At 71.1% G+C, this 12463-nt stretch carries 13 protein-coding genes; 8 read left to right on the top strand and 5 right to left on the bottom strand.

All coding sequences use genetic code 11. From position 1 onward, the window contains the following. Window positions 1-13 precede the first annotated feature (13 nt). Window positions 14-1102, bottom strand: a complete 1089-nt coding sequence (locus tag ASG32_RS07635; RefSeq protein ID WP_056524166.1) for a replication protein RepA — start codon at window positions 1100-1102, stop codon at window positions 14-16. 1428 nt (window positions 1103-2530) lie between these two features. Then, complete coding sequence (locus tag ASG32_RS07630; RefSeq protein WP_020096193.1) at window positions 2531-2929, bottom strand: RidA family protein; 399 nt, start codon at window positions 2927-2929, stop codon at window positions 2531-2533. Between the two features lie 141 nt (window positions 2930-3070). On the opposite strand from ASG32_RS07630, the gene ASG32_RS07625 reads away from it, so the two are divergent. Further along, window positions 3071-3658 carry a TetR/AcrR family transcriptional regulator gene (locus tag ASG32_RS07625; protein ID WP_056524163.1) on the top strand — a complete coding sequence of 196 codons (588 nt, stop codon included), beginning with the start codon at window positions 3071-3073 and terminating at the stop codon, window positions 3656-3658. A gap of 343 nt (window positions 3659-4001) precedes the next feature. Here ASG32_RS07625 and ASG32_RS07620 read toward each other — a convergent pair whose 3' ends face one another. Both ASG32_RS07620 and ASG32_RS07615 read right to left on the bottom strand, forming a co-directional pair. After that, window positions 4002-4307 carry a hypothetical protein gene (locus tag ASG32_RS07620; protein WP_056524160.1) on the bottom strand — a complete coding sequence of 102 codons (306 nt, stop codon included), beginning with the start codon at window positions 4305-4307 and terminating at the stop codon, window positions 4002-4004. Window positions 4308-4509: 202 nt separating this feature from the next. Further along, window positions 4510-5991: a carbohydrate porin gene (locus ASG32_RS07615; protein ID WP_348271886.1), complete on the bottom strand. Its 1482-nt coding sequence runs from the start codon at window positions 5989-5991 to the stop codon at window positions 4510-4512. 170 nt (window positions 5992-6161) lie between these two features. Between ASG32_RS07615 and ASG32_RS07610 the strand changes: the two genes are divergently transcribed. The 4 genes from ASG32_RS07610 to ASG32_RS07595 all read left to right on the top strand — a co-directional run bounded on the left by ASG32_RS07610 (window position 6162) and on the right by ASG32_RS07595 (window position 7373). After that, window positions 6162-6482 (top strand): PsiF family protein, encoded by a 321-nt coding sequence (locus ASG32_RS07610; RefSeq protein WP_056524153.1) that lies wholly within the window; start codon window positions 6162-6164, stop codon window positions 6480-6482. A 241-nt stretch (window positions 6483-6723) separates the two neighbouring features. Then, window positions 6724-6948: a hypothetical protein gene (locus ASG32_RS07605; RefSeq protein ID WP_020095939.1), complete on the top strand. Its 225-nt coding sequence runs from the start codon at window positions 6724-6726 to the stop codon at window positions 6946-6948. Window positions 6949-6961: 13 nt separating this feature from the next. Further along, window positions 6962-7171: a hypothetical protein gene (locus ASG32_RS07600; protein ID WP_056524150.1), complete on the top strand. Its 210-nt coding sequence runs from the start codon at window positions 6962-6964 to the stop codon at window positions 7169-7171. Further along, window positions 7155-7373 (top strand): hypothetical protein, encoded by a 219-nt coding sequence (locus ASG32_RS07595; protein WP_020095937.1) that lies wholly within the window; start codon window positions 7155-7157, stop codon window positions 7371-7373. Before ASG32_RS07600 ends, ASG32_RS07595 begins: the two co-directional genes overlap by 17 nt. A 225-nt stretch (window positions 7374-7598) precedes the next feature. On the opposite strand, the gene ASG32_RS07590 is transcribed toward ASG32_RS07595, so the two are convergent. Then, entirely contained in the window at window positions 7599-8021 is a 423-nt protein-coding gene (locus ASG32_RS07590) for a hypothetical protein (protein ID WP_056524147.1), read from the bottom strand. A 610-nt stretch (window positions 8022-8631) separates the two neighbouring features. Here ASG32_RS07590 and ASG32_RS07585 point away from each other — a divergent pair. The 3 genes from ASG32_RS07585 (at window position 8632) to ASG32_RS07575 (ending at window position 12462) form a co-directional block, all read left to right on the top strand. After that, window positions 8632-9678 carry an ABC transporter ATP-binding protein gene (locus ASG32_RS07585; protein WP_082557783.1) on the top strand — a complete coding sequence of 349 codons (1047 nt, stop codon included), beginning with the start codon at window positions 8632-8634 and terminating at the stop codon, window positions 9676-9678. A gap of 80 nt (window positions 9679-9758) precedes the next feature. Beyond that, entirely contained in the window at window positions 9759-10784 is a 1026-nt protein-coding gene (locus ASG32_RS07580; RefSeq protein WP_020095934.1) for an extracellular solute-binding protein, read from the top strand. 16 nt (window positions 10785-10800) lie between these two features. Further along, complete coding sequence (locus ASG32_RS07575; RefSeq protein ID WP_056524141.1) at window positions 10801-12462, top strand: iron ABC transporter permease; 1662 nt, start codon at window positions 10801-10803, stop codon at window positions 12460-12462. Window position 12463 lies beyond the last annotated feature (1 nt).

Raw genomic sequence — 12463 nt, 5'->3', positions numbered from 1 at the left:
GGGTGGGCCGCCGTCAGGCGCGCGCGGCACCGGCCGGCGTCAGCAGGTCCGCGCTCTCGCAGGGGCCCGTCTGATCCGGGACCCGCGCCGCCTTGCGCGCCCGCGGCGCGGCACGGGCGCGACGGGTCGGCCCCCCCGCGACGGCGACGAAGGCGCGCCGCAGCTCCGCCGGGTCCGAGTGCCGCAGCACCAGACCCTCGGCCGTCATCGCGACGTTGGCTTCCGGGTACGCGTCGAGGGTGCGCTTGATCGATTCCGAGAAGGCCTGCTTGAAGCGGGAGGCGAATTCCGAGGATCCGAACTGCGCCATCAGATCGCGCCAGGTCAGCAGTTCGCTATCGCCGCGCGACAGCAGCGGCAGCCGGTAGCAGAGGTACACGAGGATATCGATCGCCATGGCGTTGTGGGCGACCTGGCGCAGCCTGGCGGTCGGCACCGGGATCGAGTGCCGCGTGAAGCGGTCGTAGGCGTTCTGGCTGAGCATCAGCGCTTCCGGCCAGCGCATGGCGCTGTGTCCCCCGGCGGCCCAGACCTCGAGGTCGTCATCCTTGAACGCGCCCCCCTCGATCAGGCTCTCGCGCTTGAAGACGTGGCCGCCCTCGTCGCCGTTCAGGACCATCGTGAAGATGGGGAAGCTCAGCCGGACGAGCTGGTCCTTGGTCGGCCCGATCGAGCCCCGCTCGCCGCCCGTGACCGGCAAACCGACGGCCTTCAACCACTCGGTGATCCGCCCCATCTCCATCCAGCGGTCGCCGGCGCTCCGGCGCGGATCGCGGGCCTCCGTGGCCAGCCACATGGAGAGGAGGCGCGCCTTGGGTCCGAACGGGACGCCCACCTCGATCTGGCGCCCGTTGGGCAGGACGAACCGGGCCGGCTCGACGGTCAGCGAGAAGCGACCGTCGCGCCGGTTCCACGGCTCCATCGTGTTCTTGGGCCGGCGCAGCGGCAGGCCCGCGATGCAGAAGCCCTTGTGGAGGAACGACACATCCATGCGGCCGTCGAGCGCGGGGCCGAGCCCGGTCGTCGGCCGGTCGGCTCCGGCCTCGGGGCGCCGCAGGCTCTGCTCCCACAGGCTCAGCTGGCGGGTCTCTGCCGCGTTCATGCCGGTCTCGCTCTCCTCGTGCCGAGCACAGGGCAATTTGGAGGCTATCAGTCGCGAGTCGCCGACCGGGCGCAATCATCGGGTTTCCAAATCTCAGCGCGCCGGCCGGGATTCTTTACAAAACTCAGCGTCGGCGACCTACGGCCGCCCAGCAGTCGAGCCGCGACGGCGTCCCGGCACGGCTGCGACCGCCGTTGGCGCCGGTCGCGGCGGCGCGAGTGCGAAAAATCAGCGCTCGCCGACCGTCCGCTGGCAAAAGTCAGCGTGGCGCACGCCGTCGGTGACGGGTGAGGGCGCTTGGCGACCTTCCAAACCGCGGCAAGCGCGTCCACTTGCGCTGATTTTTGTAAGTCCCGCGCCGTCGGACACCGCCGGGGCCGCGCTGAGTTTTCTCAGGAGCGGACCCGGGGGCGCTGATTTTTGTAAGCGGTCGCGTCGGAAGGCCCGGCACCAGCGCATTGGGTGGCCACTGATCGGCCACGCGTCTCGGGCGCGCTCGGACGCCACTGGACAGAGACGCGAGGCGTGCGATCAGCCGCACGAAGGGTGGCGACCGGGCCTGCTCAGGACCTCGCCGACGCGCTTCCAGCGGCGGACCGTAACCCGCGCGCCCGTGAGGCGGCGTGAACCGATCGGCAGGGACGACCCAGATGCGAGCCACGCACCGCAGGATCAGGATGGTGGTGCGGCGACGCGTCGGCCAGTGGCGTCGCTGACCGGCAAGGTCCGCGTGGCCCAGAGACGGTCGGGCATCCGGTCGCGCCCCGCGACGACGCGGTCGGTGACCGCCCGACACATCGGAGCGCTACGGAGCGGGACCGTGAGGGGAGGGCGCCTTCGGGCCGCTCTCGCGACGGGCGTCGGCACCGGGGCGGTCATGGACGCCCCGTGCGCCCCGGCGCGGGCCGCGCGTCCCGCTCACCCATCGCCTGCGAAGTTCCAGGACGTGCCGCGTCGCGGGCGGCAAGTTGTCGCTCGAGGACAGGACGCGCGCATCCGAGGTGAACCGAATCTTCCTGTCGTTGTTTACGCTCGCCACCGAGGAGCGTTGACGACGTGACACCCCGATACGGTGTGTGACGCGGCGATCCGGGCCGTCTTGCCTTCCCGGAGCGCGGTCGCGCGCCGCGATCTCTGTCGACGCCCGAAGATCCGATTTGTCAGGAGGAGATCCATGAAGGGATTCACGAAAATTGTGTCGTACGCGGCGGCCGCGGCGGCGGTCTGCATGCTCGCGGTTGTGGTGGTCCAATCGGCGGGGCTCCTCGCCGGGTGATGGGCCCCACGCGGTGATCCAAGTTCAAAATTCGTACAGGGTCAGGAGCGATCGTCTAAATCTGTCTCATCGACGATGATGCCGGTATCGGGACCGTGGAGGAACAAGCGGCTTGGCGATTCTTCCCGGCATTGTCCGAGCCGAACACCGACTCAGACCGGGGTCGGAAGACGGGCGATGACCTTGATCTCGAAGTCGAAGCCCGCGAGCCAGGTCACGCCGACGGCAGTCCAGTTCGGATAGGGCGGTTCGCCGATCATTACGTCGCGTACCGCCATCACTGTGTCGAACTGCGTTTCAGGGTCGGTGTGGAAGGTTGTCACGTCCACCACGTCGTCGAAACTGCAGCCGGCCGCCGCGAGAACGGAGTTCAGCCTGTCGAAGGCACGGCGAACCTGCGCACCGAAATCCGGTTCAGGCGAGCCATCCTCGCGGCTGCCGACTTGGCCGGAGACGAAAAGCAGGTCGCCGGACCGGATCGCGGCCGAGTAGCGGTGCTTGTCGTAGAGGGCTTGCCGTCCGGGCGGAAAGACTGCATCGCGCTTCGACATATCGCGTGTCCTCTGCGAAGGGTGCCGACGGCTTCCATCGACCTCGCGGCACCATTCACATACGCCGCGTATGTAGAAATATCGTGACATACGCGGCGTATGTCAACACATGCGGGCTTACGTGAAGGATCGAGGCATCCTGTGGCATCGGGACGGCGCGCGCTGAAGATGGAGGAAACCCGCGCGCGGCTGATCCGCGCGGCGCGTGCAGCCTTTGCCGAGAAGGGCTACGCAGCGGCGTCGATGGATGAGCTGACGGAAGCGGCCGGCCTGACGCGCGGCGCGCTCTATCACAACTTCGGCGACAAGAAGGGCCTGCTTCAGGCCGTCATCGCGCAGCTCGACGCCGAGATGGTCGCTAAGGCGCGGGTCGCGCGCGAGAGGGCGCCAACGCCCTGGCTCGGCTTCCTCGACGAGGGCGTCGCCTACATCGAGTTGGCCCTCGAGCCGGAGATCCAGCGCATCGTGCTCCTCGACGGACCGGCAGTGCTGGGCGATCCGTCGCGGTGGCCGGGCCAGACCGCCTGCCTGCGCACGACGACCGAGACGATCCAGGCCCTCGTGGAGGCCGGGACGGTCAAGCCTGTCGATGCCGAGGCCGCGGCGCGCCTGATCAACGGCGCGGCGCTCAACGCCGCGCTCTGGGTCGCCGCGTCCGACGATCCGCCGGCCGTCCTCGCCAGGGCCACCGAGGCCTTCCGGTGCTTGGCGAACGGCCTCCTGAAGTAGGCCGTCCCGCCGGTCTGGACGCGTCATCCGCAGGCGCGCGCGACGCGTTCGTCGGGGGACACCTTGCAGGGTGGCCCGCGCGCGAACAGCGAGAGAGGAGACGACAACGACGTCTGCCTCGAACCCATGTCGCTCGAAAGCCGACCAGCCGGAAGCCATCCGTCTGAGACGTTCAGGCGGGCGTCGCGCGATGGCGGATGCTGGCCGAGAGCGGAGTGGCCGCCGGGGAGCGGGACCGCTGCGAATGCGGACGGCCTCCCACCGACCCTGCCGTCAGAGCGTATCGGCACGTGTCCCGGAAGCGGATCTCCAGCGTGCAGAGACCGGACGATGCGCGCCCTGCTCAGTGCGCCGGCGATCGGTCCGATGCGTCCGACGAGCGCTTCTTCCTCTTGCGCTTGCTCGCTTTCAAGACCACGTCCGCGTTGTCCTCGGCGATGCGCTCAGCCAGCGCGAAGTCGTGAAGCTCCGCGGTCGCGCCCTCGGTAGCGGTCCGCCCTTCTGTCACGGCGTAGAACGCGGCGCGGACGATCTCCTTCTTGCTCGCCTCCGGATGCCGCTCACGGATGGCGGAACGGATCGCCTTCGGCTTCATGCCCGGCGCGGCGATACTCCTCAGCGTGTCCGCGATCTCCCGGATCGATGCCATACCGCTACCTTCACCTGACCCCTTCTGCCGGCTCACAAACCCGTCAGCCGACGGGGCGTTCCGATACCGCGGCCACACAGGCGGCTTCCCGCGCGCGACGTCCCGCACCCGCGGACGTGAGCTCGCGCGGAACCGCCGCGCTCCTCCCGAGACCGCAACGCGCTCGGCGCGCGCGGGGGCACGCAAGCGGGCCGCGTTCACCTCAGTAGCGGGTGATGGCACGCAGGCCGAACACCGCGGCGCCGCGCACCCGCTTGCCGTCAGGATCGCGCGGATTGGCGATCCCGCCACCCGGATGGGCGATGTACTGCACGGTCGGCTGCAGGGCGATGCCGGGCGCGAGCACGGCCTGATAGGTCGCTTCGAACAAGATCTCGGCGCTCCGGCGCGGTGCGGGTGTCGTGCTCTGGAGCGCGGCGATCGCATCGAGCCGGCGTGCCGCCGGGGAGATGCGGGTGATGCCGACGGCGAGGCCCAGCGTGTCGTCCGACCGTCCGGGGATCAGGCCGCGATAGGCGATGCCGCCGTCGATGTAGAGATCCACCAGATTGCGGTCCCCCGGCGAGACGGACGCACGCAGGAAGACGCTGGCGCCGTCGTTGGGATCGTCCGGCTCGTGGTAGATCGTCTGGTCGATGAGCCCGTAGAGGCCCGAATTGCCCGAAACCCTCCGATCGAGGCCACTCACCGGATCCGGCGTGAGGGCATCGACGCGGCCGAAGCGGTGCCAGCCGCCCAGCGTGACGGTGCCCGGCCGGCCTTCGGAACCCGGACGGGTGTTGTAGGCGTAGGCGACCTCGGCGATGACGAGCGGGGGGCCGGAGACGGGGAAGCGGATACCGTTCGGATTGCGGCGCTGCGGGTCTACGCCCGAGCGGGGACGGCCGCCGCCGGGTGTGCCGTCGATCACGCTCGCCTGGAACGAGAGATCGGGCGTCGGGACGTACTTCAGGCGGACGGTCGGCGCCGAGAGCGGATAGGCCGGCCCTCCGTCCACCATGTTCGCTGCGAAGATCTCCGGCCAGCCGAAGGTACCGTTGGTGAACAGGATGCTGGTCTGGCTCACCATGTACTCGGTGTCGGCGGAGAGCTGGCCGATACGGACGGACAGCCTGTCGTCGAACAGGCTCTGCTCCAGCCACAGCTCCGAGAGCCGCGAAGCCGGCAGGGCCTCGATCTCGCTGATCGTCATGAGGTTGCCGACGCGGCTGCGGGAGGCTCCGCTGCCCTGGATCTGGTAGACGGTGGCGTGGGCCGTCGCCCCCTTCCACCCGGCGAGCGTGTCGAGATCGACATCGACGTCGAGATCGAGCAGCGTCAGGCCCGTGGAACCGCGCCGCAGGCCGCCGCGCAGGTTGCGGTAGGTCTCGGCCACACTGATCAGGCCGAAGGTGATCCCGCGGCTCTCCAGGAAGGCGCGGTACCCGCCGGGATCGCCGGCCGCCCCGAGGAGGGGCTGGAACGAGGTCGTGACCTCCGCCGCGCGACCGGCCGAGAACACGGGCTGAGCGACCGAGGTCTGCGGATCGCCGCCTGCGCCGGAGGGTGAACCGATGGCGAGGCCCTCCGCGGCGACCCGCGCGGCCGTCGCCAGCGGATCCGCGGCCGGTTCGGCCAAGGCACGGCCGACCGGCGCGATGAGAACGAGCGTGATGCCAGCGAGGGCGCAGATGACAGAGCGCACCAGGACCTCTGGAGACATCGGGCTCGGCGAACGAAGGCATAGCCTCGTGACCATTCGACGACGGCGGTGGCGAGACATCGCCGCGAATTGATGGGACAGACGCGGCACTGACGCTGGCTCGTACAACCGCAGGTCGCTAGGGTTCTCCGCATCACCGGAGGTCCTCCACCGTGCGTACGCTCGCTCTCGCCTCGGCCCTCGTCTTCGCCTGCACGGTGTCCGTCCGAGCGCAGGCCCCCGCACCCTCGGCGGCTCAGACCGCGCAGCGGGATCGGATGAAATCCTGCAACGTGGATGCTGGGACGCAACGGCTGTCGGGCGCCGCCCGCAAGAGCTTCATGGCAGATTGCCTCGCGGGAAAGAGCGCCGCGCCGGCCAAGGAGCTGACGCCGCAGCAGATGAAGATGAAGAGCTGCAATGCGGATGCCTCGGCCAAGAGCCTCAGGGGCGCCGAGCGCAAGGCGTTCATGAGCACGTGCCTCAGAGGTTAGTCGCCTGCGCCCATACCGCGTCCCTGTTCGGCTTCTGACCAATGTCAGGGCTGCGTGAAACGGATGCCGTTCGAGATACCGACCGATCTCGGGCGTCCTGAACGTCACTCGGGCTTCCACGAAGCGGTCGACGTCCCCCTCACTCTCCCCCCGCTCCGTCGCGGAACGGTTTTGCCAGCCTCGCCGTAACTGACCCATCGAGCCGCGACGGCGCGGGTCAGATGGCCGAGGCGGTCCCAGCATGAAGCGCGCTCCCTTCCGCATCCTGATCCGCATCGAGGGCGATCGGCGCGTCCTGCGCGCGACCTCGGAGCGCGAGGCGGCGCTCAAGGCCGAATCCGTTCTCCGGCGCTACGACGTCCTGCCCGGCGGCGCCGGCCTCATCATCGAAGCGTCGGACACCCGGGCGAGCGCGCGCATCGCGGCCTATCTGGCCGACGTCGCGCTCGAGATGGAAATCGCGTGATCGGCCTCCGAGGATGACGGTCTCGGACAGCGCGGTCCCCTACGTGCTGGGCGCTGCGGCGGTGCGCTCGGTCGAGGTCATCGACGGCGGCGGCACACTGGCGATCCGATTGCGGTCGCCCGACGACAGTGAGTTCTGCGTCCTGCTGCCGATCGGTGTCGTGGGCGACCTCCTCTTTCAACTCGCGGATATGATGAGCGTCAGCCTTGACCCACGCCCATGACCGAGAGGATGCCCACCTGGGCGAAGGGGATGACCCGGTGCTCGACGCGGTCGCCGTGCTTCGGTGCCGCGGGTACACGGTCGAGCCGGATGACGACTGCGCGCGCTGGCGGATCGACGGTGCTGACTGGATCACGCTCAGCGACCTGTTCGCGCGGGCTCTGCGGCTCGGCTTGAGAGACGGGCCGGGACGCGCGCAGTAATCCCCGGCCAGACCGGGAGCCTGTCCGCTGAGGGATCGACCGGCGGGGTCCTAGAGCGACGCGCCGCGCACCCGCGTGCGGGCCGATCCGCCACGCGGCGCTACGCAACGTTCGGCCGCAGCGCGGCACAGCCGACCTCCGTATGCTGCCGGGTCGCCGGCGCGATGGCCCCACCGTCGCGTCGTGCTGCGCCGCCCCGATCGGGCGGCGGCCAGCATCCCCGATCTAGTTGATCAGGCAGAAGCCGGCTTCCGCCCTGTCGACGCCGCCGACGCGTCTCCCGGTCTCGCAACTCGGGGCGACGGCGCGCACCGCTTGGACACGCGGCGTTTCGGGCGGCGGGCGGAGGAGGGTGGGCTGTGGCCGAAGCTCCGGCTCGCGCGCTTCGGCCGGCGTGTTCGCCACCGCTGCCGCGGCCGCCGCAGGAACGGCCGCAGCGATGGGGGCCGGCGCGATCGCGATGATGGGACGGTAGCCGGCACGGCCGCTCGGGGCCGTGTCGGTCGCGGCGACAGACGGAGGCAACGCGGGTCGCTGCGCCGTCGACGACCGCCCGAAGAACAGACGCCCGCGCCCGCGCGCCTCGACGGTGTCGATGCTACCCACAAGTGTAGAGAACGCCACACCTGCCACCAGCCACACGCGCATGATGTCTCCCACCGCACGCGAGGAGTATGGCAGCAAACCAATTCAATAGTGCTGCCGTGACCTTTCAAATTCGATTGATTTGATGAATGCAGAGCGCGGACATGTCGCGACAGCGCGGAAGTTCCGCGCGCCTGACCTGTCGGCACCGAGCCGCGATCGACCGGACAACGCGGTCCTTCAGCAAGAGCGGCTCCCGGCGCGTCGATGACCGATTGCGCCGTGCACCGTCTGCCGTGTCGCGTGCTGAGCCGACCGATACGGTTTGGCCGCGCAGCCGGGAGGACACGCCCCCGCGGCAAGTCTCGCGGGCAGGACTTCCAGGCACGACCCACCGGCAAGCCGTCATACGTCCCCGGACTCGCTGCGGGAGACCGGGGCCGAGACAGCCGGACGTCAGGTACCGGGGCGGCCCAACCAACGACACCCTGGAGCCGCACCGCCCGGCGGGCCGCGCCGTGCCGGAGGGCCGGATGAGAACGGTGACTCCACCCGTTCTCGATCGAGGGCCCGTCGCCCGCCGGATCTCCTGCCCGTGTTTCGACGCCGCAAGACTTCTCCGACCGACGCGTCGCCCGGCGCCGGTTCAGGTCCCGCCGCGGGGCAACTCGCGGTGTCGGGCGTGAGCCGACGCTACGGCCGGACGCTGGCGCTGGACAACGTGTCGCTGACGCTCGGTCCGGGTGAGATCCTGGCGGTGCTCGGCGCCTCCGGCTGCGGGAAGAGCACGCTGCTGCGGCTCATCGCCGGCCTGGACGCGCCGGACGGGGGCGAGATCGCCTTCGGCGATCGCCGCGTCGCCGGGCGCGGCCGCAACGCGCCGCCCGCGAGCCGCGGCGTGGGCCTGATGTTCCAGGACTACGCGCTGTTTCCCCACCTCACCGTGCTGGCCAATGTCCGCTTCGGCCTCGCCCATCTCCGCGGCGCGGACGCGCGGGACATCGCCCGCGAGCGCCTCGATCAGGTCGGGCTGGCACACCGCGCCGACAGCTATCCGGGCACGCTGTCGGGCGGAGAGGCGCAGCGGGTGGCGCTCGCCAGGGCCCTGGCCCCGCGTCCGCGGGTGCTGCTCCTCGACGAGCCGTTCTCGAACCTCGATGCCGGCACCCGCGAGCGTGTCCGCGCCGACACCCTGGCGGTCCTGCGGCGGGACGGCATCGGCGCGATCCTCGTCACGCACGACGCGGCCGAGGCGGTCGCCTGCGCGGACCGCATCGTCCTGATGCACCGGGGTCGGATCGTCCAGAGCGGCAGCGCCGAGGCGCTGTACGCCGCGCCGGCGACGCCGTTCGCCGCCCGGGCGCTCGGCGAGATCATCGAGATTCCGGGCCGCGCCGTCGACGGCCACGTCGCGACACCCCTCGGCACGCTGCCCCGGCCCGACGCCGTGCCGGAGGGCGCGGTCAAGGTCTGCCTGCGCCCGGAGGCGATCCGCCTCGGGCCGGCGGGCGCCGGGGTGCCGGCCAGGATCCTGGGCCGGGCCTTCGCGGGGCCGCGCCTGCGCCTGGACATCGCGGTCGCGGGCCTCGGCGCGCCGCTGCGCCTCGACCTCCCGCCGGAGGCCGTCCCGGGCGAGCAGGTCGGCATCGAGCTGCTGCCCGGGCGCGCCCACGTCTTCCCGCTGCCGGACGGAGTCCAAGTGTTGTCAGATTGTAATTAGAATACATCTAAATAAATCCGCCTTGCAGGGCGCATTCTTACTGTATAGCACCGGTCGTCGCTCGACGAACGGGGTTTATCATGTTGGACGTCTGCAGAACCGGAGCCTGGGCGAGCCTGTGCCTGTCTCTCTGCTTCGGCGGACCGGCCTACGCGGCCGAGGTCAACCTCTACACCACCCGCGAGCCGGGCCTGATCCGGCCGCTGCTCGACGCCTACACGGCGCAGAGCGGCGTCACCGTGAACACGGTCTTCGTGGAGAAGGGGCTGGCCGAGCGGGTCGCCGCGGAGGGCGCGCGCTCGTCCGCCGACGTCCTCATGACGGTCGATATCGGCAACCTGATCGAACTCGTCGACCGCGACCTGACCCAGCCGGTGCGCTCGCCCGTGCTCGAAGCGGCCGTGCCGGCGCCCCTGCGCGGCGCCGACGGGCGCTGGTTCGCCCTCTCGATGCGCGCGCGCGTGCTCTACGCCGACACGGGCCTGAACGATCTCGCGGCCGCGACCTACGAATCGCTCGCCGACCCGCGCTGGAAGGGCAAGGTGTGCCTGCGCTCGGGCCAGCATCCCTACAACACCGCCCTGATCGCCGCCTTCCTCGTCCGCCACGGCGCGGAGAAGACGGAGGCGTGGCTGCGGGGCGTGAAGGACAACCTCGCCCGCAAGGCGACGGGCGGCGACCGGGACGTGGCCCGCGACATCGCGGCCGACCTCTGCGAGGTGGGCCTCGGCAATTCCTACTATGTCGGACTGATGCGCTCGGGTCGCGGCGGGGCGGACCAGCAGAAATGGGGCGCGGCCATCAAGGTCGTGCTGCCGACCTTCGAGGGCGGGGGCACGCACGTGAACGTGTCGGGGGCGGTCGTCGCCAAGAACGCGCCGAACCGCGACCAGGCGGTCAAGCTCCTCGAGTACCTCGTCTCCGACGCCGCGCAGGCGCTCTACGCCAAGGTCGACTACGAGTATCCGGTGAAGGCCGGCGCCCCGATCGAGCCGCTGCTCGCGGAACTCGGTCCGCTGAGCGTCGATCCGACGCCGCTCGTCGAGATCGCCCGCAACCGCAAGGCGGCGAGCCTGCTCGTCGACAAGGTCGGCTTCGACAACTGAGTTCGAGCCGGGCCGGATGTCGGTGACCCGCTCTCTGGGCTGGGCGGGGGCGGTCGCCCTGGCGGCGCTGCTGCTCGCGCCCGTGATCTCCCTGGGCTTCACGGCGTCCGAGGGCGGCGGCGAGCTGTGGCCGCACCTCGCCGCCTACGTGCTGCCGCAGGCGATCCGCGACACCGCCCTGCTGCTCGCGGGCGTCGGCCTGCTGGTGATCGGGCTCGGGACCGCGACGGCGTGGCTGGTCGCGGCGTTCGACTTCCCCGGTCGGCGCCTCCTCGAGGCCGCCCTGCTGCTGCCGCTGGCGATGCCGACCTACGTGGTCGCCTACGCCTATCTCGACCTGCTGCACCCGCTCGGGCCGTTCCAGGTCGGGCTGCGGGGCCTGCTCGGCCTGTCGAGCCCGCGCGATCTCGCCCTGCCGGACCTGCGCTCGCTGCCGGGCTGCAGCCTGCTGCTCGGCTTCGTGCTCTACCCTTACGTCTATCTGCCGACCCGCGCGCTGTTCCTGATGCAGGCCGGCTCGCTGCTGGAAGCCGCGCGCGCGCTCGGGGCCGGGCCGTGGCGCAGCTTCCTGCGGATCGCCCTCCCGCTCGCGCGGCCGGCGATCGCCCTTGGCACCGGCCTCGCCCTGATGGAGGCGCTCAACGATGTCGGCGCGGCCGAGTTCCTGGGGGTGCGCACGCTGACGGTGCAGGTCTACGCCACCTGGGTGAACCGCTCGGACCTGCCCGGCGCCGCGCAGATCGCGCTGGTGATGCTGGCCGCGGTGGTCGCGGTCGTCGGCCTCGAACGGCTCGCGCGGGCCGGCCGCGGCTATGCCGGGGGCGCCCGTCGCCACACGGCCGGCGCGCGCCGCCGGCTGGACGGCTGGCGGGCCGGGGCGGCCCTGGCCCTGGGCACGGCCCCCGTCGCGATCGGATTCCTGGTGCCGGCGGGCTCTCTCGGCCTCGAGGCGTGGCGCCGGATCGACGCGAGCGGCTTGCCCGACGCGCTCGCCGCCCAGGCCCTCAACACGGTCTACTACGCCGGCCTCGCCACGGCGGTGACGGTGCTGGCGGGCCTGGCGGTGGCGGCCGTTCCCTCCCTGCTGAGCGCCCGGGCCGGGCGCCTGCTCATCGGCGCGGCCGGGATCGGCTACGCCATGCCCGGGACCGTGCTGGCGGTCGGGCTCCTGGGTCCTCTGGCGCTGGTCGAGGCCGGGTTGTTCGAGGCCGGCCTGACGACCGCACGGGTGGGGCTCGGGACCGGCGCCGCCCTCGTCATCGCCTACGCCCTGCGCTTCCTGACCGTCACGGTGGGCGCCAGCGAGGCCGGCTTCGCGCGGATCCCGCGCACCATCCCCGACGCCGCGCGGGTGCTCGGGCGGGGTCGGCTCGCCACGCTGGTCACCGTGCAGCTGCCGCTGGCCTGGCCCGCGGTGCTGAGCGGCGGCCTCCTCGCCTTCGTCGACATCGCCAAGGAACTGCCGGTGACGCTGCTCCTGCGTCCCCTCAACGTCGAGACGTTGAGCACGCATCTCTACGGCGAGGCGGCGCGCGGCACGTACGAGGACGGCGCCGTCGCCGCCGTGCTCATCGTGATGATCGGTCTCCTCCCGGTGACGCTCCTGCTCAGGCTCGACCGGAACGCGATCGGGCCGGGACGGTTGGCCGGGGAAGAGCCGCGGACCGGCCGGGGATAGG

It is taken from the genome of Methylobacterium sp. Leaf361, from assembly GCF_001424445.1.
Taxonomy (GTDB): domain Bacteria; phylum Pseudomonadota; class Alphaproteobacteria; order Rhizobiales; family Beijerinckiaceae; genus Methylobacterium.
This window is presented reverse-complemented; position numbering and strand designations above follow the sequence as displayed.

Excerpts from the sequence above, each read along its gene's own strand:
- ASG32_RS07580 (WP_020095934.1), top strand. The coding sequence starts at position 9,759 with ATGTTGGACGTCTGCAGAACCGGAGCCTGGGCGAGCCTGTGCCTGTCT.
- ASG32_RS07575 (WP_056524141.1), top strand. The coding sequence starts at position 10,801 with ATGTCGGTGACCCGCTCTCTGGGCTGGGCGGGGGCGGTCGCCCTGGCG.
- ASG32_RS07600 (WP_056524150.1), top strand. The coding sequence starts at position 6,962 with ATGACGGTCTCGGACAGCGCGGTCCCCTACGTGCTGGGCGCTGCGGCG.
- ASG32_RS07630 (WP_020096193.1), bottom strand. The coding sequence starts at position 2,929 with ATGTCGAAGCGCGATGCAGTCTTTCCGCCCGGACGGCAAGCCCTCTAC.
- ASG32_RS07635 (WP_056524166.1), bottom strand. The coding sequence starts at position 1,102 with ATGAACGCGGCAGAGACCCGCCAGCTGAGCCTGTGGGAGCAGAGCCTG.
- ASG32_RS07590 (WP_056524147.1), bottom strand. The coding sequence starts at position 8,021 with ATGCGCGTGTGGCTGGTGGCAGGTGTGGCGTTCTCTACACTTGTGGGT.
- ASG32_RS07620 (WP_056524160.1), bottom strand. The coding sequence starts at position 4,307 with ATGGCATCGATCCGGGAGATCGCGGACACGCTGAGGAGTATCGCCGCG.
- ASG32_RS07605 (WP_020095939.1), top strand. The coding sequence starts at position 6,724 with ATGAAGCGCGCTCCCTTCCGCATCCTGATCCGCATCGAGGGCGATCGG.